The following is a 20372-nucleotide window of genomic DNA, read 5'->3' as shown; positions in this document are numbered from 1 at the left end:
GTGTGATGTCTCGGCTCTTAATGGAACTCACGCTGAACACCGCCCATCGGTGCCGGCGTATAGCCCTTCAAGTGCAGTTCAAGTTGCTCGCCAAGAACCTGTCTCAGGTCTGACGGCATCACGATCTGGGAAATCGATCCCAGGCTAAGTGCTTCATTGGGGTTCATCAGTTCGCGCTCGTAGCGTTGCGTCAGCAGCGCCTCTTCCTGCTTTTGCCACTCGGCAACAGCCGCTTTGGCAGCGCTTTCAGCATCGGCTTCGTTCATGCCAGCACTGATGTTTTGCTTGGTGCCTTCCGCGATGCGGGATTGGATTGAGCCGCGGATTTTGCGCACTTCTTCCTTGTACACATACTCCACACCCGCTGGCCCCATTACCGCCAGGCGAGTGGTGGGCAGCGCGCAGACAAAGTCGGCACCGGTGGGGTAGTTGTTAAACGCGGCGTAGGCGCCACCGAAGGCGTTGCGCACAATCACCAGGAAGCGCGGTGTACGCAGGTCGATAATCGCGTCCAGCATAGCGCGACCCGCCTGAACAATACCGCCTGCTTCTTGCTCACGACCGGGCAGGAAGCCGGTGGTGTCTTCCATAAAGATCACCGGAATATTGTAAACATTACAGAAGCGGATAAAGCGCGCGTTCTTGTAGGCTGCGTCGATGTCAATCTGGCCCGAGGCCACCGCAGAGTTGTTGGCGACAAAGCCGACCACATTACCGCCGATTCGACCCAGCGCACAGATGGTGTTGCGGGCGCGCTCAGGCTGAATTTCAAAGTAGTCGCCGTGATCGCACATCTGCTGAATGATAATGCTGATATCGAAAGGCGTGTTAAAGCCGGTCGGGCTGTTAAAGGCCTTTTTCAACAGCAGATCTACATCCCAGGTTTTACGCTTGATCGGATCAGATGTTGGCTGGAATGGCGGCTGTGAAGAGGAATTGTCCGGCAGATAGTTCAGCAGCTCCTTGACCTTGCGCAGCGCTGCCACTTCGTCGGGTACAACAAAGTCGGTAACACCGGACTTGCTGTGCACTGCGGGTCCGCCGAGTTCATCAGCGGTAACGTCTTCACCCAGTACCGATTTAACAACACCGGGGCCAGTCAGTCCGAAGAAGGTGTCGTTGGGCTGAATGATAAACGAGCCCTGACGGGGCAGGTAAGAGCCACCGCCGGCGTTGTAGCCGAACATACACATAATGGAGGGCACGACGCCGTTTATTTTACGCAGTGCGGTAAAGGCCTCGGCATAGCCATCGAGTCCACCAACACCGGCTGGAATATAGGCTCCGGCAGAGTCATTCATGCCAACCAGAGGAATGCCCAACTTACCCGCCAGCTCAAACAGCTTGGCCAGCTTGCTGCCATTGGTCGCGTCCATCGAGCCAGCACGCACGGTAAAATCGTGCCCGTACATGGCGATATCGCGGCCATTTACCTTAATAATTGCGGTCACCAGCGAGGCACCATCGAGGTTTTTACCCCAGTTCTGGTACAACACTTTGGGTTCGCTACCGGCATCAGCCAATACCTGGATACGTTCCCAAATCGTCATCCGCTTCTTTTCATGCTGCTTTTGGGTGGCTTTTACACCGGCAGCTTTTTGCGGACGTTGCTGGAGGTCGTAGCCGGCCTGAAGTGCAGCTTCATATAAGCCTGGATCGTAGTCGATCTGACCGGGTACGGTGAATTCGAGCTCAGATTTCTGCGCGAACGGATTTTCCAATGAGGGAGTCAATTGCTCTTTTTTGCTCATGCCTGTCAGTCCCAGATGCAATGATTCTTGTTTCCGGCTCCAACCACAGGCTGAGTTAACCCACAACCCTCAGAAAAGGCTGCTAGATTTCACGCCAGCTGGCGGAGGAGTTACGGATGATTGAGAACGTACCGTTCTAGGTGTGATTCCGGCGACGGTTTGGTGTTTCTCAAAGCGGCGGCTAACCTTACTGGGAAGCGACCCAAGTGTCAATCCAAACAGACCATTCCGAGGTTCCGGCACAATGACTAAAACAGTAGATTTTTCATAGGCCTAGCACGTACAATCGCGGCAGCATCCCGACCATACACTGAGGTCAAACCCCGTCGCCATGTCCAGACTTCGACGCCGATCCCTTCCCTACCACGACGACATCAGCACCTACATCGGCTGGCTTGGCAACGCCTCTTCGATATGTATTCTCGACTCGGGGAAGCCCCAAAGCGAACGCGGTCGCTACAGCATTATCAGCGCCGAACCAGAAAGAGTTATTACTTTAAAACCAAGCAGCTATGGAACATTTGAAGAATCATTATTAGCTGCTGAGCGGGACATCGCCCTGGCGATGGGACGACTGGAAAGCGACGACAGCCTGCCCTTTTGCGGCGGGGCAATTGGCTATCTCAGCTACGACTACGGTGAAGCCATCCATCTCGGTCGTCCGCCCTCAAGTCCTCTACCGCTGGCGCGGGTGGGGGTGTTTGGCTGGGCGATCGTTGTCGACCATCACACCGTCCAAACCCATCTGGTGCTGCAGCCCGACTGCAGCAGCCATATTGCCCACAGAATGTTCGCTGGCTTGTTTGACGACAGCGCCCCACTCGCCCCCTTTCACCTCAAGGGCGACTTCAGCAGCCAGCTTGGACCTGAACAATATCGTGCCGCCTTTGCAAAAGTGCAGTCCTATATTCAGGCCGGGGACTGTTACCAGATCAACCTCGCCCGGGATTTTCAAGCCTCCTACAGCGGCTCGCCACTGAGCGCCTACCTGCGCCTGCGCTCGGTTGCCGCCGCACCGTTCTCCGCTTACTGGGATTTTGGCCCGGCGCAATTGCTCAGCTTCTCCCCTGAGCGCCTGCTCAGTATCGACAGCGAACGGCGCTTGCAAACCCAGCCAATCAAGGGCACAGCACCCCGCCATACCGACCCGAAAGCAGATCAGGACGCCGCACAGGCGCTGAAGCAAAGCGCTAAAAACCGCGCCGAAAACATTATGATCGTCGATTTATTGCGCAACGATCTCGGCCGATCCTGCACGCCTGGCAGTGTGTACACCGAGAAACTGCTTGAATTACAGAGCTTTCGCACCGTCCACCACCTGGTCAGCACCGTCAATGGGCAGATGCGCGAGGATGTCGGGCCAATCCGTGCCCTGTTTAATTGCTTTCCCGGGGGTTCAATTACCGGCGCCCCCAAACGGCGGGCCATGGAAATTATTGCCGAACTGGAACCCGCGCGACGCTCACTGTATTGCGGCTCGGTGTTCTATATCTCTGCAGGGGGCACAGTCGACAGTAGTATTACCATTCGCAGCTTTGTTTGTCAGGACGGCACAATACGTGGCTGGGCCGGCGGCGGGATTGTCGCCGACTCGAATGTTGACGAGGAATTGAGGGAAATTGACGAGAAGATCGGCGCCCTGCTGTCACGGCTGCGGGACGCCGAGTAAGTTGCCACCGCCCGAAGATTGCGAACGGCAGCGACGGCAGCCTTACAGGCTCAAGTTGCGGTTCGACGCCTTCAAAAACTCTTTCTTCAGATCTTCGTAGCTGTGCACAGCAGGGAATTGCGGGAACTCCGAGATCACATTGTCCGGCGCCTTGAACAAAATACCGGCATCGGCCTCGGCCAGCATGGTGGTGTCGTTGTAGGAGTCACCGGCAGCAATAATCCGGTAGTACAGGGTTTTAAATGCCAGTACCGCCTGGCGCTTGGGATTGACCTGACGGATATTGTAATCCACCACCTTGCCCAGGTTATCGGTTTCCAGACGGTGACACAGCAGTGTCGGCCAGCCCAGTTGCTCCATCAACGGCGCGGCAAACTCATAGAAAGTGTCTGACAGGATCACCACCTGAAAACGGGCGCGCAGCCAGTCGAGGAATTCCCGCGCACCTTCCATAGGCCGCATATCGGCAATAACCGCCTGAATATCCGGCAGACCCAAACCGTTTTCCTCAAGGAGGCGCAGGCGCTGCTGCATCAGTACGTCGTAATCGGGAATATCCCGGGTCGTCGCCTTCAATGCCTCAATGCCCGTGCGCTCGGCAAAGTCAATCCAGATTTCAGGGATCAACACCCCCTCCAGGTCCAGGCAAGCGATTTCCACGACGTCATTCTCCTAAGTTTGAAAAGGCGCTCAATCTAACGGCTTGGCGCAGAGAAAGCAATTCCGTTGACGGGAGACGCTGTATGGGAGACGGGAGACGCTTCTTCGAGGCGCTTGCGTCGAGAACGCTCCCTTGCCAAACGTGGCCCAAGCCTGTTTTAGCGTCTATCGTCTCCCGTTCTGCGTCTCCCCATCAATACATCGGCAATTCGATATCCGCAAACAGCGCGTCCAGCTCGGCTTTGCTGTGACATTGGTAGGCCCGATCAACCAGATCGGGGGTGAGATGGGGGGCGAACAACTCTACAAAGTCATACATAAATTTGCGCATATAGGTGCCCCGGCGAAAGCCCACCTTGGTAATGCTCGGCTCAAACAAATGCCCGGCATTCAGGGCGACCAGATCGCCGTCGGTACTGGGGTCATAGGCCATTTGCGCGACGATACCAATGCCCAGACCCAGACGCACATAGGTCTTGATCACATCAGCATCGGTGGCGGTAAACACCACCCGTGGTTCTAGCCCCCGTTTGATAAAGGCCTCGTCGAGTTTCGAGCGCCCGGTAAAGCCAAAGACATACGTAACGATGGGATGCTTGGCCACATCCTCGATTTTCAATTGGGAAATCTGCGCCAGTTCATGATCCCGTGGCACCAAAATGGTTCGATTCCAGCGATAACAGGGCATCATAATCAGGTCACTGAACAGCTCCAGTGCCTCGGTGGCAATGGCGAAGTCCACGCCAAAATTGGCTGCCAGTTCCGAGATCTGCATAGGTGTTCCCTGGTGCATATGCAGGGACACCTCGGGATAACGGGCAATAAAGGTTTTGATTACCGGCGGCAGGGCATAGCGGGCCTGGGTATGGGTGGTGGCAATGGAAAGACTGCCCTTACTCGGGTTCTTGAATTCCTGGGCAATGCTTTTGATACTTTCGGTTTTGTGCAGAATCTCTCCCGCGGCTTTCAGAATGACCTCGCCAGCAGGGGTAATGCGCGTCAGATGCTTGCCATTGCGGGCAAAGATCTCCACCCCCAACTCGTCCTCCAACATGCGAATCTGCTTGCTGATGCCAGGCTGGGAGGTGAACAGACTTTGCGCCGTCGCGGAGACGTTCATTTCGTGGTGAGCAACCTCCCAGATATACCTCAGCTGCTGCAATTTCATACTACTGACGCTCCTGCCCGATCAATTCGGTTTTTATTGAAGTTCTGGATTGTTGGCAATGCCATGGGGCACGTGTCCGGTGGAAACATGTTCACTGGCCGACTCACAGTGGGTGGGCTGGTCGTCGAAAAAGACATCGGCACCGTAGGCACGCAGAAACTCACCCTTTTCCAGGCCACCGAGGAACAGCGACTCATCAATTCGAATATCCCACTCGCGCAGGGTGCGTATGACCCGTTTATGGGCTGGCGCAGAGCGAGCGGTTACCAGTGCGGTTCTGATCGGCGGCGCATCCGAGGGAAACTCCTTTTGCAGGGTATTTAACGCCGACAAAAAGGGTTTGAACGGCCCGCCACTCAGGGGCAAATTCGCCGAAGCTACTTCGCTGGCGGTGAACGCTTCCAGGCCCTTGGCCTTGAACACCCGTTCGGCTTCGTCAGAAAACAGCACCGCATCGCCGTCGAAGGCGAAACGCAACTCCCGTTTGGGATCATTGGCCAGCTTACGGGAACGGGGCAGCAGGGTGGCGGCGGCAATACCGTTATCCAGCGCGCGCCGCACATCCTCGGCATGGGTGGATAAAAACAGGTGACAACCAAAGGCCGACACATAGCGGTAAGGGCTTTCGCCACCACTGAATGCCGCACGACGAATATCCAGACCATAGTGCTCTATCGAGTTAAACACCCTGAGCCCAGTGTCCGCCGAGTTGCGGGAAAGCAAAATAACCTCCACCCGCGCTCGGTCCAACAACTCGTTTAGCTGCAGTAAGCGTTCAACAATATTGAAGGCTTCGCCGGTTTCCAGTATTTCGTCTTCGTGCTCAATTTGATATTGCTGATACGCATCGAGACCGTGTTGCTCGAAAACCCGATGACTTTCGTCGAGGTTAAACAATGCCCGCGACGATATCGCTACAACCAGCTTGTCCTCAAATCCCTTGGGCATGTAGTTCTCACTCAACTCACGTGGTTTCACTATACAATATGGTCGATCGCAAGCAAATTTTGGTGTTAAAACCCCAGCACCTGCCAGTGCATATTCTCAGGAAGCTGACCCTGAACGATCTGCTTGATGTCCGCAAGCACCGCCGGGGTAAAGGCGGCAATAGCGGTACCGACTCCCCCATCACCGCCACTGACCCGCGCCGATAATACCCCGACGATCGCACCATCGAAGCGACTGACCGCCGCACCGCTTTGGCCGCGACTGTTGTCACAGTCGAGCCGGTGCACCGCCAAGGCGGCGCCGGGCATATGGCCATAAAATTCGCTGGCACACTGGCTCAACCACAGGCTGTCATATTGCTTGTCGGAGGGATAGGAATAACTGACCAGATCTGTCGCCTCCCGCCCCAGCACCGCAAGTTCCAGGATCATCGGCGAGCGCCCTTCGCTATCATCCCCCGCCCCGGCGATTGTGGCAGCTTGCGCTATTTTCAGCAAAGCAAGATCGCGTCCGGTATAGGCCAATACATTCCCGCTCAGCAAATCCCGGTGATGGTTGGGCAGCACCCAGGCCTGCTCGACGGCTACACGGTACAAGGGCCGGGACAGTGGCGAGGGATAGTAATACAAACTGGTCGCCGGGGTGTTCCGGGCCGATGCCGCAAACAAACAATGGGCGGCGGTCAGCAGCCACTGTGCATTCAACCGGGTCACCGTGCAATGGCCATCACTGCGATCGGGATACACCGTGTACAAGCGACCAATCTGGCGACCCTGCGGCATCGACCACTGGCGCAATTGTCGGTTGCCGGCGAGATGATCCGCCGGGAAATATACCGCCGCCGGGCGGGTATCGGTTCGCGCAAAGGCGTCGGCATCGCCCAGCACCAATACGCCCTTGTCCATCGATAGCACCGATGAGCCGGACGCCCCCACCAGCAAGCCCCAGCTATTACCTCCCTCCCTGCGCCGCACAACGGGCACATACCAGCGCAGTTCATTCAACACCGCCAGGGCATATTGGCGACGCGGCACAGAGTCAGACAGCAATTCCCAGTTGAATTGCTGTACTGCGAACAAGCGCTCCGCTGGCGCTTTTGCTGAAACAATTTCATCCGCCGCGCGCAGAAGACGCAAGCGACCGAGCCACTCGGCACTACCCTTGGCCAAATCGGCGTAGCGCCGAAAGGCACTCAAGTCCCGCGCCACGCCCAGCTGGGTTTCTCCCCAGAAGGCCAGTTCTGCCAAGACCGCAGCGGCGTCGGCACACTGCGACGCCAGGCCTTGTAAATGTATAAATTGCTCACCGCTCAGTGCTGGCAGCACGGTGGTTAAAGATTCGCTTCGGGGAATGGCCGCGCGCTGGCAAGCGTCGTCAGCGGCGCTCGCCGCATTTGCCACGGCGCAAAATAGCAGCATAATCCAGAGCAAGACCCGGGGTGGGACTGTCTGCCACGACCAGAGGTGGTTACACTTAACACCCCGTGCCAGGGTCGGTTTAACGGCAGCTTCAGGAGAGCGAACGTCTTGCATAATACAACATGGTTGGAGTTTGACGCGGCAGCATTGCAGCACAACCTTGCTCAGGTTCGTGCGCTGGCACCGCAATCCGCTATCTTAGCGATGCTTAAGGCCGATGGCTACGGGCACGGCGCCGATTGGGTTGCCGAGGTGCTGGCCGGGCGAGTACAGGGGTTTGGCGCCGCCCGCATAGAAGAAGCCATTGCTCTGCGCCGCAGCCAGGCCGATGCGCGCATACTGTTGCTCGGCACGCTGCTGGACGCCGAGATTTTGCACATCTGCTCGACGCAGCGATTCGATGTGGTGATCCACCGACTTGAAGACGCCGAGTTACTTGCCGCCCTGCCCCTGCCAGCCCCCGTCAGAGTCTGGCTAAAACTGAATATTGGAATGAATCGGCTGGGCATGCATCCGGTGGATTTCAGCGCGGCCCACCGCTTGTTGAACCTCGCACCGAGTGTGGCGAGCATCACCCATATGGGCCATTTCAGCGACGCCGACAACCTCAATGAAAACACTACCCGCGAGCAATGCAAATTGCTGACCACCACCAGCGCCAGTCTGGGTGAAGCGCCGCTCAGCGCGGCCAACTCCGCCGCGATTATCGCCCACCCCCAAAGCCACCTTGACTGGGTCCGTCCGGGAATTATGCTCTATGGCGACGACCCCACTGGCAGCCTGCCCGACGCCCAAAAGCTGCAGGCAGTGATGCAGTTCAAGAGTCGAGTTATCGCAGTGAAGGAAGTGGTCACCGGTGATGGCGTAGGATACAACCGTCGCTGGCGGGCCAATCAACCCTGCCGCATCGCAACGGTAGCCGCCGGTTATGCCGATGGCTACCCCCGACACGCCCCCGACGGCACGCCGGTCGTCGTGCGCGGCCAACGGGCGCGTCTGGCAGGCAGGGTATCAATGGATCTGCTCACCATCGACGTCTCCGATATTGATGGCGTCAGCACCGGGGACGAGGTTGAGCTCTGGGGAAACCAACTCAGCGCCAACGAAGTGGCAGAGCACTGCGAGACCATAAGCTATGAACTGTTTACCCGGGTGACACGCCGGGTAGCACGTTGCTACCCCAAGGGTTTGTAAGACAGGGCCTTTAAGTCAGCGTCTGTAAGTCGCCGCGCAAACAGAACCGACGAGTGGGGCCGGTGAGTACGGCCCTTTAAGCCACAACATTCCCCGAATTCTGCCGGGCAATTACGACTGATCGTCGAGAGCGTCCTGCAACCGGGTCGCCGACAAGCGGAAGATCACCGGGCTTAGCAACAGCAAGGCGATCAGGTTAGGCAGTGCCATCAGGGCGTTGAGTGTATCGGCCAACAGCCAGATAAAATTCAACTCCGCCACAGCGCCCAGCGGAATTGCCAACACCCAGGCCAGCCGAAATAGCGGCACCGCCCGGGGGCCGAAAAAATATACCGTGCACCGTTCGCCGTAGTACGACCAGCCAAGCATGGTGGTGAAGGCAAACACCGTCAGCCCCACCGCCACAATGATGTCTCCCCCACCAATCAGAGCGTCAAAGGAAGCCGCCGACAGGGCCGCACCACTCGCCCCGGTTTGCCATTCCCCCGACACCACAATCACCAGTCCGGTGACGGTACAGACCAGAATAGTATCGATAAAGGTGCCCAGCATGGCGACCAGGCCCTGGCGTACCGAGTTATTGGTCTGTGCAGCGGCGTGGGCGATGGGCGCGCTACCCAGGCCCGCCTCATTGGAGAAAATTCCCCGGGCGACACCAAAGCGAATCGCCGCGACAATACCCGCACCGGCAAAACCACCCACCGCCGCCGTGCCGTTAAACGCCGAATCGATAACCAGCGCGATGGCCGCGGGCACCTCGGTCAGGTTGAGGCACAACACCAGCAGCCCCAGCCCCATATAAGACACTGCCATAATCGGCACCAGATAACCGGCGACGCTGGCAATGCGTTTAACACCTCCCAATACCACCAGCCCCACGATCACACAGAGCGCGGCGCCGGTAATCCCCACCGGCAGGGCAAACGTACTGTTCAATGCCTGGGCGACCGAGTTGGCCTGCACGGTATTCCCTATTCCAAACCCGGCAAACACACCGAAAAACGCAAAACAGGCGGCCAGCCAATGCCAGCGCTGGCTCAGACCGTTCTTGATGTAGTACATCGGGCCACCGCAGTAGTTGCCGGCGCTGTCCTTCTCGCGAAACTCCACTGCGCAGACCGCCTCGGCATATTTGGTCGCCATCCCCACCAGGGCGGTGCACCACATCCAGAACAGTGCCCCCGGCCCACCCAGCGCAATCGCCGTAGCAACCCCGGCGATATTACCCGTGCCGATCGTTGCCGACAGCGACGTCATCAACGCCTGAAAGGCGGTAATCTCACCGCTCTGCCCCGAGGGTTTACGCCCGCGAAACAGTAGACCAAAGGCAGCGGGAATACGGCGCAAGGGCAACAGCCGCAGACCAATACTCAGGTAGGCACCGGTGCCGAGTATCAGCACCAGCATCGGCCACCCCCACACCAGGCCATTCACAGCGGCAATGACGGTCTTGACGGTTTCCATGGGCGAAGTTCCTTATGTCATATCGGCGGCGCTTCAACCGCCGCCAGAGGCTCAGAGGTTCAGGTTGTGAAACCCGCGACGCTGGGGAAAGACGCCGAATATTCCCCCTGTGTGCATAAATACGATGTCGCCGGAATCGCCGAAGCGTCCGGCGCGCAATTCCTGTAGCAGCGCGTAAAAGGCTTTTCCGGTATAGACCGGATCCAGCACCAGTCCTTCCGTCGCCGCCAGCTCCGCGATCGTACGAAAGATACACTCTTCTGCCACCGCGTAGCCGGGGCCGACATACCCGTCGATCACATTCACCGAATAGCCCTCACCCGCCGGCGACTGCAATTGATAACGCTGCTGCCAGTCAGCAATGTCCTGGTTAACCTTATGCATAAACCAGGCCTCGTCATCGCAGACATTAACCCCCCACACTCTGGTTTCGGGCAGGTAGTAGTGACAGCCCGCCGTCAGCCCCGCCTGGGTGCCGCCGGAGCCCGTCGCACAGACAACGTGCCGAGGGCGAATATTCGCTCCCTCGCAGTCATCGGCCAATTCCTTGCTGGCGTGGAAGTAGCCCCACACGCCAATCGCGTCGGAGGCGCCGGTGGGAATCACAAAGGCCTTGCGCCCGGTGTTGTGGTAGTGCTCCTGCCACTGTTGCAACAGCGCCGTCAGCTCCTGTTGGTAACGCACGCTGGGGTAGCAACTGATGGTCGCCCCGGCCAATTGGTCGAGTAGATAATTGCCGTCGGCTTCGGCGGTTTCGCCGCGCAGCAGCAAGTGGCACTTCAGGCCCAACTGGGCGCACAACAATGCTGTGGCACGGCAGTGATTGGACTGTAGACCGCCACAGGTAATCACCACCTCGCAGCCCTCGGCCTGAGCCTGGGCGAGACTGAACTCGAGTTTGCGAATTTTGTTACCCGACAAGGTGCAGCCGGTCAGATCATCGCGCTTGACCCAGATTTTCGGGCCGCCGATTTTATCGTGAAGGCGATTGAGAGGCTGTAATGGCGTAGGGAGCTGTGCCAGCGACAGGCGTGGCACATCGATTTGGCGGGGATCTTTCATGGGCGATACCTGTGCAAATGTGTTGAATCAAACGGGCACTTGCGAAGGGCCCGGCGAGCAAGCTGCCCGCCGGCAACCCCATCAGATAGCCTTTAACGTGCCCTTTGGCAGCACTGCGTGAATGGCCACACGCTGGAATTTCAACTCGACGTTATCGGCTACGCTCAACACCACGTAGTCGTCGTCAATTTTCGTCACCTTGCCCAGAATCCCACTGCTGGTCACGACTTCATCACCTTTGGCCAGGGCCGCAACCATTGCCGCGTGCTCTTTCTGACGCTTGCGCTGGGGGCGAATAGCAATAAAGTAAAACAGGCCAAACATCAGCACCAACAGGCCGATCTGGAACATTTCACCACCAGGGGGCGCGCCAGCAGGTGCAGCTTGGGCGTGGGCCTGAGATATAAAAAAGCTCATCGTGTTTCCTTAATCAATTAATAGCGGGCGAGACCGGTGTCGCGCCATGGAGAAGCGATGCTCATAGTACACAAGCACCGTTTTCAAAGCGAGACGTCGTAGTCCATGATAAACGGAGCGTGATCGGAAAATTTCTCGTCGCGATACACCCAGGCATCCCGAATCAACGGCACCAGCCCCGGCGTAATCACCTGATAATCGAGGCGCCACCCCACGTTATTGGCATAGGCCTGCCCCCGGTTCGACCACCAGGTGTAGATCGCCTCCTGATTAATCTCTCGAAAGGCATCCACAAAGCCGGCCTCGTTATAGAGCTTGTCCAGCCAGGCCCGCTCATGGGGCAAAAATCCTGAATTTTTCCGGTTTGCCCGCCAGTTTTTCAAATCAATTTCCCGGTGGCAGATATTCCAGTCGGCGCAAATCACCAGCTCCCGCCCGGCCGCTTTCAGCTCGACAAAATGGGGATAGATATTGTCGAGAAAGCTGTCTTTCTTTGCCTGTGCGGCCTCGCCGCTGGAACCTGATGGCATATACATCGAGATCACGCTCACCGCGTCAAAGTCTGCCCGAATATAGCGCCCTTCGCTGTCCAGAGGATCCCAGCCCAGCCGTGTGGTCACCGACTTCGGCGGTGTCCTGCAGTACATGGCTGTACCGCTGTAGCCCTTTTTCACAGCGTCACTAAAAATCGCCACATAACCCTCAGGATGGAACACCGGGTCAGTTAATTGCTCGGTTTGCGCCTTGGTTTCCTGAATACAGACGACATCGGCGTTCTGCTCTGCCAACCAGGTGAAAAAGCCCTTGCGAGCCGCCGACCGAATGCCATTGGTGTTGGCAGTAATAATGCGCATAACGCCCCTCTGAGAAATGCCAGGTAAAAAAGCCCGCAAGCATAACAAAGGTGGCGCGACCTGGCGCAGTACTTCATCCATACAGAGCATGGCCGGAAAATCTGCGCGCCCCTAAACTGGGTTTGCATCCTTAGCCGCAAGCCAGCACCAATAACAACCAACAACATGACCCAGGACAACACCATGCCCAAAGACCCCGTTGCACAGCTCTTGGCCATAGAGGCTATTAAATCGCTCAAGTATCGCTATTTGCGCGCCGTGGATTGCCACGACTGGGCACTATTGAGAACGACCCTGAGCGACGACTGCAGTGCGCGCTACGACGGCGGAAAATACAGCTACGACGGTGCAGACGTATTGATTGAGGGTTTACGGGGCCATATGGATTCACCCTCTGTGCTCACCATGCACAATTGCCACCACCCGGAAATTACCCTGCTGGACGACGGGCAAGCCGAAGGCAAGTGGTATCTGCAAGACCTGGTGTTTAATCGAGAGCAAAACTGGGTGCTGTTTGGCACGGCAATCTATAACGACAAATATCGTCTGGAAAACGGCGAGTGGCTGCTCTGCCACACAGAATATGACCGCATTATGGAAACGGTAAACAGCCCGATACCCGACACCCTCGGTTTCACCCACTCCATGTTCAGCCAACAGTGAGCACACATTATGACAGCGATTGGCAGGCCCTTGAGCGACGCAGAACAAGGCCTTTGCGCCCCCGACTCCCCCTATGAATTCGCGGCGGTGACCGTTGACGGCCAGCACTACCGACAGTTCGCCCAAACCCCCGACACCATGCGCGGCCTGCTTGATGTCGCCCGTGCCCACGGTGACAGCGAGTGCCTGTGCTATGTCGACGCCAACGGCGAAAAACAACGGCGCAGCTTCTGCGAATACTTTCAGCGGGTAGACGCCCTCGCCCACGGGCTGGTCACTGATTTTGGCCTGCAGCAGGGTCAGCGGGTTGCCATCGCCATGCGCAACACGCCGGAGTGGCTGGAGGTCTACGCGGCGGTCGTCTCACTGGGTGCGATAGTGGTTCCGCTGAACAGCTGGGGTAGCGCCGATGACCTGCAGTATGTGCTACACGACAGCGCTCCCGGTCTGGTGGTGTGCGATGGCCCCCGCTATGCCCTTATCAACGGCGTGCTCACCGACATCGGCTGTCGGGCCATCGTCGCCCGGGCCGACGTCGCCGACGCCATGCGGTATGAAACGGTGATTGCTCGCCATATCGGCCACGCCATGCCCACCCCCTGGCACTGCCACAGCGACGATCCGGTGCAGATTATGTACAGCTCCGGCACCAGTGGTCGGCCCAAGGGGGTGGTTTCCAGCCACCGCAATATCATTCAGGCCATTTTCAGTTTCGAGTATCAAGCCGTGCTCGGCATCATGGCGAACCCCGACGCGCTGGACACCATTCTCAGTTGCGGCGACAGGCCCACCGCCCTGCTTGCAGTGCCCCTGTTCCATGTCTCCGGCTGCTACGCGTCATTCTTGCTGCACCTGCGTGGTGGCCGGCGGATGGTCATGATGTACAAGTGGCGGGCCGAGCAGGCCCTTACCCTGATCGAGCAGGAAAAAATCACCATTTTCAGCGCAGCTCCGTCAATGTTGATCGACCTGCTGCAACACCCCCGCTGCGAACCACAACGCATTGCCAGCCTGTTTTCCATAGGCAGTGGTGGCGCAGCCTGCCCTGAGCGGGTGCGACAACTTATCGGCGACACCTTTGCCCAATCCTACACCGGCACGGGATACGGCATGACCGAAAGCAATGCCATTGGCAGCAGCTGCGTAGGGATCGCCTTTGACAGCAAACCGGGCTCGGCGGGCACCCTGTCACCGCTGGTGGAATTTAAAACCTGCAACACAGAAGGCGACGAGCTGCCAGTCGGTCAGCAGGGTGAAATACATCTCCGCTCGGTGTGTAACAGCCGCGTTTACTGGGACCAAAACGGGGGCAAGCCCATACTCGACGCCGGGGGCTGGCTGGCGACGGGGGATATCGGATACATCGACCACTCAGGTTTTGTATTTGTCACCGATCGCGCCAAGGATATGATTATTCGCGGCGGCGAGAATATTCACCCGGCTGAGATCGAAGCCCACGTCAGCCAGCACCCTGACATTGTTGAGTGTGCTGCCTTTGCCCTGCCCGACCCGTTGTTGGGGGAATGCGTCGCGCTGGCCTATCGCACTCAAACCGGGGAGCCGATTAACCCAGAGGTATTGCACAATGAGCTGCTCGCTCAGCTGGCCGCCTACAAACGTCCGACACAGATCGTGGCACTGACCTCTCCGTTGCCTCGCAGCCCCAGCGGCAAGGTATTGAAGGGAGAATTACCGGCACTGGTACAGTCGCTGCCAGGGTAATGGGGTTATCACCTATTGCCCATGCGACACAATTCGGTGAGCATATATCGTTAAATCATTACGCCCGATGGATAATGTTGCGCCAGCCACTGTCGAAGTCAATGCAGATCGACCTATCACAGCCAATTCGCCGTGAGCGTACAGCGCGGGCCAGCAGATTTGGATTCATCGATGTCACTGAGGCGGTGCCGAGGTAAAGCATGAAGTATTTTTCGCAACGAAAGGCCAGAAAAATTCTTGATAAGGGCGCAGAGAACAGCGATTCCGAGACCCTGGAATCAACCCTCGAAAAGCGCAGCAAGATCATGGAAAAGGTCATCAACAGCGGGCAGCTAGCCCCCTATCTTGCCCAGGTTTCGACACTGTTCAACCTGCTTCAGGATTACGTTCGCGGCGAGTATCGGGAAATTCCCTGGTGGTCACTGGGGGCTGTCAGCACGGCCTTGCTTTATATCTTTATTCCGATGGATGCGATACCGGACATCGTTCCGATAGCCGGCTTTATTGACGATGCCGCCGTGCTGGCGCTGTGCCTGGAATTGGTCGGCAAGGACCTGGCGATCTACCGTCAACACGCCGACGCCAGGGCCAACAACTCGGATTCACCCTCACCCGGCAGCGAGAAAAAATAAGGCCTGCATCAGCCCTCGGGACTACACCGCTTTCAGATCGCCGCCGTAGCGAAACTCAACATTGGCCGGTGGCTTTTCGTTGCGCAACCACGCGCGGCACAGGGTTTGGGCTTGTTCAAGGGTATCGCAGGTAACATAGCCCATACCGGAATCGCGATAGGAAAACTCCAGAGCTTCTCTATCGACCAGATTGCAGCCCACATAAAGCTGCTGCACACAACCGTGTTCCTGGCACCACAAGGCCAAGCGCGGCAGGGCGGCGGTAACTTCCGGTGTGTGCAAATCGTAGTCTTCATAACTGACTATTCTGCACCAGGGCTGTCCATCAAACGACTGCACCAGCCCTTCAAGTTCCGAGAAGTAGGTTAATGCCCCCTCCAGATTCCATGCCCCGCGCAGCGTCGCAATCAGCATATTGTCTTCGGCATGCAGAGAAAAATCACCATGCACTGTAGATGTCATTCGCAACGCCCTCGGTTTTTAAACCTTGTTTTTAGCAAAACATAAGGGCGCAGACTATGCGTAATTGCCGCTAGCCAATGCCAAGGTCTGACAGTGTTTCCAACACCGTGTCATGGTGGGTACTGGTTTTAAACTTGGTGAGAATCTCCAGCAAACGACCGTCTTTGCCGATGATAAAAGACGTTCGAATCAAACCGTCGAACTCCCGACCCATAAATTTCTTCGGCCCCCACACACCGTATTTATCGGCGATGACATGGCCTTCGTCGGACAGCAGGGTGAAATTCAGTGGCGCTTCTTCCTTTTTCGGGTTTTCTTCAAATTTTTTCAGCTTGGCCACCGGGTCTGGACTGATACCCAGAATCACCGTGTCGCGCTTTTCCAGTTCGGCTTTGATGTCGCGCATGCCACAGGCCTGCACGCTGCACCCCGGCGTTTTTGCCTTGGGGTAAAAAAACAGCACAACATTTTTTTCACCCTTGAAGTCCTTAAGGCTGACCGGATTACCGTCCTGATCCGAAAGGGTAAACGCCGGGGCCATATTGCCAATTTTGGGGTGTGCCATGTCTCTTCCTCACTTTATGCTGTATTGATATGTACGGCTATTCATCCTCGTCCTTCGGCGATGGCAATGCGTCGGAATCATCGCTGTCGCTGTAGGCGGCGGGGATTTTCTTCTTTACCTTGGCACCGAGGGATTCCAGCTTGCTGATGCGCCCGACCAGATTGCCGCGTCCGCGCTGCAAGCGGTCCAGGGTTTTATCGTAGCTGACCTCGGTGCGCTTCAGGTGTTTTCCCACCTCTTCCAGTGCATTCAACACCAGAACAAACTGATCGTAGAGTCCCCCGGCTTCCCGGGCGATTTTCTCTGCGTTCAGGTTCTGTCGCTCATAGCGCCAGATACTCTGCACAGTGCGCAGGGTCGCGAGCAGCGTTGTCGGCCCAACCACAATAATGTTCTGCTCATAGGCCTGGCGGAACAACTCGGCATCGTGCTCAAAGGCCGCCATAAAGGCGGCTTCGATGGGAATAAAAATAAACACAAAATCGAGGCTGCGCAGCTCTTCAATATGCTGGTAAGCCTTGGTGCTCAAACCGGCGATATGCTGCTTGACCGACTGGATATGCTCGCGCAGGGCCAGCTGGCGCTCGCCCTCCTCCTCGGCACTACAGTAGCGCTCATAGGCCAGTAGCGAGACTTTGGCGTCAATCACAATATCTTTATTGTCGGGCAGGCGCACAATCACATCCGGCTGACGGCGGCGGCCGTCCTCATCGGTGAAACTCTGCTGACTGAAATACTCGTGGCCTTTGCGCAAACCCGATTCTTCCAGCACCCGCTCCAGAATCACTTCGCCCCAGTTGCCCTGGGCCTTGTTGTCGCCCTTCAACGCGCGGGTGAGATTCTTCGCCTCGACACTGATATGCCGATTCAATTCCTGCAAACTGTCCAGCTGGGCCTTGAGCGCGCCCCGCTCCTTGGCATCTTCTGCGTATATATGATCAACGCGGCTGCGAAAATCCTGCAGCTGGTCGCGGAAGGGTTTCAGGCTAAGGTCGAGTTTGGTCTGGCTGACAAGTTGAAACTGGCGATTTTTCTCGTCGAAAATTCGGTTGGCCAATTGCTCGAACTGCCCGCTTAGCTGCTCCTTTGCATCCTTTAGCATGGCTATTTGCTCGGCGGTGCTGGTTTGCAGGTTGATATAGTCGCGCTCTCTGGCCGCTAGCTTTGCGCTGAGCGCAGCGTGCTCCGCCGCAATCTGTTGGTGGGTTTCGCGCAGCTGGGTCAGCGCCGTGTCGCGCTCGCTGAGTCGGGCTTCGGCAACGGCGCGCTGCTGTTCAGCTTCGGCGGCGCGCTGTTCAAGCTGAGCACTGCGCGCTTGAAGTTGCGCCATCTCAGCACGCAACTGCGCCTGCACAGCGGCCTGCTCCTGCTGTTGTTCAAGGATTTCGGCCTGGACCCGCTGACTGCCCTTGCGGTAAAGCAGCCAACCAATAATGGCGCCAATGCCAAAAACAAGGAGAGCGGCCATGCCGCTCATTAGATGTACTGCTTCCATAGACTCCGCTTCACTCCTGTCCTGCGCGGACTCTACACAAGGGTGGGTGCAATGTCACTTACGGCGCGAGCATGCTGCCCTGTCCGACCAACACAGCATCACCGCCCACGCGCAAATACAGCGGCGCCGAGCCCTTGCGTACAAATTCAACTTTCAACAAGCTCTGGCGCTGGGTACTGAGCCCACGCTCAACCCACAAGGTGTGCTTGCCGTCGGGGAGTTTTTGCACCTCGCAAAGATAGGCAACAAAGGCCGGCACCGCCGCGCCAACCGGCGGGTCGTCATGCCGGGAAATATCGCTGCCCAACAGACGCAGGTGAAAATCCGCCTGGGGGTCTTCGGTTTCCCGGCAATATACCAGAATGTCATTGACCGGTACCGACGAGGAACTGCTCTGGGCCCAGGCTTCGGCATTGTAGCGGGCGCGGTACACCGCCTCCATTGAGCGCAATGGCACAATCAGGTGGGGCGACTCGCAGTTTACCAACAAGGTTTGGGATTTAAACTGTTCAATATCCCTGTCGCCGAGGCCGAGAATACGCTGAAGCTCGTTGTGGTCGGGCACATAGCGGTCAATCTGTGGCTGCACCGAACGGGACAGCTGAGTTTGAATCTGCTCGCCCTCTCGATGCAGAAATACCTCCAGGCCTTGCTCGGCCTGTTCAAAATGGGTGGTGCATTCGTCGCTGTCGAACTTCAACACTCCACCACAGGCCAGGGCATAGGCCGCTGCCACAGTGGTGTGACTGCCAATCCCCTTTTCACCCTTTGGGGAAAACACCCGCAGTGTTGAGCGCTGGGCTGAGGAACCTGAGACGAAAACGGTTTCACTGTGATTGGTTTCCCGAGCAAGCCGTTGCATTTGCTCGTCGCTCAAACCATCGGACTGGGGGAATACACTGATTTGCGCACCATTAAAGGGCCGGCGGGTAAACACATCAACGATGTAATAAGGGCACTGCATAGTCACCTCGATATTATTGTCAGTTCAGCCCCGGCGCGACGAACACGGCGAAGCAGTCACAATAATAATAGCGCAGCCCAGCGCAAAGGTAGCAAGCGAAAATGCGTTATGTCGGCAGCGGGAGATTCAGTGGGTATCCCCAGCGTCTTCGTCCGGCTCTCGGTTTTTGTTTTTCCACCCCACCTGCTCAGCCCATAACGGGCTTGGCTGAGAACAGCGAACAGGATAGTGATCTTCACGACGGTCGCTGAAATAGTCGGTAAGCACGTCGGTGACCACCGGAAAGGACAGCTCGCTCCAGGGAATTTCATCCTCGCGGAACAGGCGGCTCTCCAGACTCTCTGGGCCGATGCCGAACTCGCCGTCCAAGTCGCCGCGATAAAAGACATACACCTGATTGATATGAGGAATATCAAACAGGCGATACAGCTCTACATTGCGAACCTTGGCGGCGGCTTCCTCGCGGGTTTCCCGAAGCGCGCCCTCCATCATTGATTCGCCGTTTTCCATAAACCCCGCCGGTATCGTCCAGTAACCGTAACGGGGTTCAATCGCCCGACGACAGAGCAGCACCTGATCTCCGGCCACCGGCAAACAGCCCACGACAACCCGTGGGTTTTGGTAATGGATAGTGTCACAGGCGCTACACACAAACCGAAGGCGGTCATCGCCTTCGGGAACGGTGGAAATCACTGTGTTACCGCAATCACTACAGTACTTCATTTGCTACCCTGGTCGTGGCATGGCAGGTGGACGATGGCGTCGGCTCAGCGCAGTTCGCGGTAGCGACCGCTGTGAAACACCAAGGGCTCACCGGTTGGACTGACGTTCATTTCAGAGACCTTGCCGACAAGAATCAAGTGATCGCCACCGTCATACCGCTGCCAGATATCACATTCAAAACTGGTCAACACACCGCGCAGAATCGGCAATCCACTTTTACCGATGCGGTAGTGGGCCGAGTCCAGGTTGTGGTCATCTTTCTGCGAATAGCGGTTAGACAAGGCCGCCTGGTCGAGACTCAATACATTTATCGCAAACCCCTTGGCCGCCTCAAAGGCCGCGTAACACTCCGAGTCATTGCGCAAACTCCACAATACCAGCGCCGGGTCCAGCGACACCGAGGCGAAGGAATTCACCGTCATACCGAAGGGCTCGTAACCTTTGGGATTGGCTGTAACAACACACACGCCGGTGGTGAACTGGCCCAGGGCATTGCGAAATTTAAGGGGGTCAACGCTCATAATTATCCTGTTTTTCTAAT

20 protein-coding genes are annotated in these 20372 nt (G+C 57.1%); 5 read left to right on the top strand and 15 right to left on the bottom strand.

Annotated features, from left to right (window positions below):
- Positions 1–17 precede the first annotated feature (17 nt).
- Positions 18–1751, bottom strand: coding sequence for an acyl-CoA carboxylase subunit beta (locus HCU74_RS08590; RefSeq protein ID WP_168449967.1), 1734 nt, complete (start codon positions 1749–1751; stop codon positions 18–20).
- Between the two features lie 331 nt (positions 1752–2082).
- Here HCU74_RS08590 and HCU74_RS08585 point away from each other — a divergent pair, with 331 nt between their 5' ends.
- The gene (locus HCU74_RS08585) at positions 2083–3420 is read left to right on the top strand and encodes an anthranilate synthase component I family protein (protein ID WP_168449966.1); all 1338 of its coding nucleotides are present in this window, start codon (positions 2083–2085) and stop codon (positions 3418–3420) included.
- Between the two features lie 42 nt (positions 3421–3462).
- Here HCU74_RS08585 and thrH read toward each other — a convergent pair whose 3' ends face one another.
- The 4 genes from thrH to HCU74_RS08565 form a co-directional block, all read right to left on the bottom strand.
- Entirely contained in the window at positions 3463–4080 is a 618-nt protein-coding gene (gene thrH / locus HCU74_RS08580) for a bifunctional phosphoserine phosphatase/homoserine phosphotransferase ThrH (RefSeq protein WP_168449965.1), read from the bottom strand.
- Positions 4081–4273: 193 nt separating this feature from the next.
- Positions 4274–5248: an HTH-type transcriptional regulator CysB gene (gene cysB, locus HCU74_RS08575; protein ID WP_168449964.1), complete on the bottom strand. Its 975-nt coding sequence runs from the start codon at positions 5246–5248 to the stop codon at positions 4274–4276.
- Positions 5249–5281: 33 nt separating this feature from the next.
- Positions 5282–6196, bottom strand: a complete 915-nt coding sequence (locus HCU74_RS08570; protein WP_168449963.1) for a 5'-nucleotidase — start codon at positions 6194–6196, stop codon at positions 5282–5284.
- Between the two features lie 65 nt (positions 6197–6261).
- Positions 6262–7614, bottom strand: a complete 1353-nt coding sequence (locus HCU74_RS08565) for a trypsin-like serine peptidase (protein ID WP_168449962.1) — start codon at positions 7612–7614, stop codon at positions 6262–6264.
- Between the two features lie 108 nt (positions 7615–7722).
- On the opposite strand from HCU74_RS08565, the gene alr reads away from it, so the two are divergent.
- Positions 7723–8808, top strand: a complete 1086-nt coding sequence (gene alr / locus HCU74_RS08560; protein ID WP_210425155.1) for an alanine racemase — start codon at positions 7723–7725, stop codon at positions 8806–8808.
- A 111-nt stretch (positions 8809–8919) separates the two neighbouring features.
- Here the strand turns inward: alr and HCU74_RS08555 are convergent, their stop codons facing one another.
- From HCU74_RS08555 to HCU74_RS08540, 4 genes are all read right to left on the bottom strand, one after another.
- Positions 8920–10272 (bottom strand): alanine/glycine:cation symporter family protein, encoded by a 1353-nt coding sequence (locus HCU74_RS08555; RefSeq protein ID WP_168449961.1) that lies wholly within the window; start codon positions 10270–10272, stop codon positions 8920–8922.
- A gap of 51 nt (positions 10273–10323) precedes the next feature.
- The gene (locus HCU74_RS08550; protein WP_168449960.1) at positions 10324–11334 is read right to left on the bottom strand and encodes a 1-aminocyclopropane-1-carboxylate deaminase/D-cysteine desulfhydrase; all 1011 of its coding nucleotides are present in this window, start codon (positions 11332–11334) and stop codon (positions 10324–10326) included.
- An 81-nt stretch (positions 11335–11415) separates the two neighbouring features.
- Positions 11416–11751: a preprotein translocase subunit YajC gene (yajC, locus tag HCU74_RS08545; protein WP_168449959.1), complete on the bottom strand. Its 336-nt coding sequence runs from the start codon at positions 11749–11751 to the stop codon at positions 11416–11418.
- An 83-nt stretch (positions 11752–11834) separates the two neighbouring features.
- Complete coding sequence (locus tag HCU74_RS08540; protein WP_168449958.1) at positions 11835–12605, bottom strand: exodeoxyribonuclease III; 771 nt, start codon at positions 12603–12605, stop codon at positions 11835–11837.
- Positions 12606–12788: 183 nt separating this feature from the next.
- Here HCU74_RS08540 and HCU74_RS08535 point away from each other — a divergent pair, with 183 nt between their 5' ends.
- From HCU74_RS08535 to HCU74_RS08525, 3 genes are all read left to right on the top strand, one after another.
- Positions 12789–13268, top strand: a complete 480-nt coding sequence (locus tag HCU74_RS08535; RefSeq protein WP_168449957.1) for a nuclear transport factor 2 family protein — start codon at positions 12789–12791, stop codon at positions 13266–13268.
- Between the two features lie 9 nt (positions 13269–13277).
- Positions 13278–14990: a class I adenylate-forming enzyme family protein gene (locus HCU74_RS08530; protein ID WP_168449956.1), complete on the top strand. Its 1713-nt coding sequence runs from the start codon at positions 13278–13280 to the stop codon at positions 14988–14990.
- Between the two features lie 200 nt (positions 14991–15190).
- Entirely contained in the window at positions 15191–15622 is a 432-nt protein-coding gene (locus tag HCU74_RS08525) for a YkvA family protein (protein WP_168449955.1), read from the top strand.
- Between the two features lie 21 nt (positions 15623–15643).
- Here the strand turns inward: HCU74_RS08525 and HCU74_RS08520 are convergent, their stop codons facing one another.
- The 6 genes from HCU74_RS08520 to HCU74_RS08495 form a co-directional block, all read right to left on the bottom strand.
- A complete protein-coding gene (locus HCU74_RS08520) occupies positions 15644–16084 on the bottom strand; it encodes a hypothetical protein (protein WP_168449954.1) in 441 nt (146 codons plus the stop codon).
- Positions 16085–16154: 70 nt separating this feature from the next.
- Positions 16155–16649, bottom strand: a complete 495-nt coding sequence (gene bcp / locus HCU74_RS08515; protein WP_168449953.1) for a thioredoxin-dependent thiol peroxidase — start codon at positions 16647–16649, stop codon at positions 16155–16157.
- A 37-nt stretch (positions 16650–16686) separates the two neighbouring features.
- Positions 16687–18144: a DNA recombination protein RmuC gene (locus HCU74_RS08510; protein WP_168449952.1), complete on the bottom strand. Its 1458-nt coding sequence runs from the start codon at positions 18142–18144 to the stop codon at positions 16687–16689.
- Between the two features lie 58 nt (positions 18145–18202).
- Positions 18203–19108: a PhzF family phenazine biosynthesis protein gene (locus tag HCU74_RS08505; protein ID WP_168449951.1), complete on the bottom strand. Its 906-nt coding sequence runs from the start codon at positions 19106–19108 to the stop codon at positions 18203–18205.
- Positions 19109–19234: 126 nt separating this feature from the next.
- On the bottom strand, positions 19235–19831 hold the full coding sequence (locus HCU74_RS08500) for an NUDIX hydrolase (protein ID WP_168449950.1): 597 nt from the start codon (positions 19829–19831) through the stop codon (positions 19235–19237).
- A gap of 44 nt (positions 19832–19875) precedes the next feature.
- Complete coding sequence (locus tag HCU74_RS08495) at positions 19876–20352, bottom strand: flavin reductase family protein (RefSeq protein ID WP_168449949.1); 477 nt, start codon at positions 20350–20352, stop codon at positions 19876–19878.
- Between the last annotated feature and the right edge of the window lie 20 nt (positions 20353–20372).

The sequence above is a fragment of the Spongiibacter thalassae genome, from assembly GCF_012272835.1.
GTDB lineage: Bacteria > Pseudomonadota > Gammaproteobacteria > Pseudomonadales > Spongiibacteraceae > Spongiibacter > Spongiibacter thalassae.
This window is presented reverse-complemented; position numbering and strand designations above follow the sequence as displayed.

Coding starts and splice junctions, on each gene's coding strand:
- HCU74_RS08590 (WP_168449967.1), bottom strand. CDS start 1,751: ATGAGCAAAAAAGAGCAATTGACTCCCTCATTGGAAAATCCGTTCGCG.
- HCU74_RS08585 (WP_168449966.1), top strand. CDS start 2,083: ATGTCCAGACTTCGACGCCGATCCCTTCCCTACCACGACGACATCAGC.
- cysB (WP_168449964.1), bottom strand. CDS start 5,248: ATGAAATTGCAGCAGCTGAGGTATATCTGGGAGGTTGCTCACCACGAA.
- HCU74_RS08570 (WP_168449963.1), bottom strand. CDS start 6,196: ATGCCCAAGGGATTTGAGGACAAGCTGGTTGTAGCGATATCGTCGCGG.
- HCU74_RS08565 (WP_168449962.1), bottom strand. CDS start 7,614: ATGCTGCTATTTTGCGCCGTGGCAAATGCGGCGAGCGCCGCTGACGAC.
- HCU74_RS08555 (WP_168449961.1), bottom strand. CDS start 10,272: ATGGAAACCGTCAAGACCGTCATTGCCGCTGTGAATGGCCTGGTGTGG.
- HCU74_RS08550 (WP_168449960.1), bottom strand. CDS start 11,334: ATGAAAGATCCCCGCCAAATCGATGTGCCACGCCTGTCGCTGGCACAG.
- yajC (WP_168449959.1), bottom strand. CDS start 11,751: ATGAGCTTTTTTATATCTCAGGCCCACGCCCAAGCTGCACCTGCTGGC.
- HCU74_RS08540 (WP_168449958.1), bottom strand. CDS start 12,605: ATGCGCATTATTACTGCCAACACCAATGGCATTCGGTCGGCGGCTCGC.
- HCU74_RS08535 (WP_168449957.1), top strand. CDS start 12,789: ATGCCCAAAGACCCCGTTGCACAGCTCTTGGCCATAGAGGCTATTAAA.
- HCU74_RS08530 (WP_168449956.1), top strand. CDS start 13,278: ATGACAGCGATTGGCAGGCCCTTGAGCGACGCAGAACAAGGCCTTTGC.
- HCU74_RS08525 (WP_168449955.1), top strand. CDS start 15,191: ATGAAGTATTTTTCGCAACGAAAGGCCAGAAAAATTCTTGATAAGGGC.
- HCU74_RS08520 (WP_168449954.1), bottom strand. CDS start 16,084: ATGACATCTACAGTGCATGGTGATTTTTCTCTGCATGCCGAAGACAAT.
- bcp (WP_168449953.1), bottom strand. CDS start 16,649: ATGGCACACCCCAAAATTGGCAATATGGCCCCGGCGTTTACCCTTTCG.
- HCU74_RS08510 (WP_168449952.1), bottom strand. CDS start 18,144: ATGGAAGCAGTACATCTAATGAGCGGCATGGCCGCTCTCCTTGTTTTT.
- HCU74_RS08505 (WP_168449951.1), bottom strand. CDS start 19,108: ATGCAGTGCCCTTATTACATCGTTGATGTGTTTACCCGCCGGCCCTTT.
- HCU74_RS08500 (WP_168449950.1), bottom strand. CDS start 19,831: ATGAAGTACTGTAGTGATTGCGGTAACACAGTGATTTCCACCGTTCCC.
- HCU74_RS08495 (WP_168449949.1), bottom strand. CDS start 20,352: ATGAGCGTTGACCCCCTTAAATTTCGCAATGCCCTGGGCCAGTTCACC.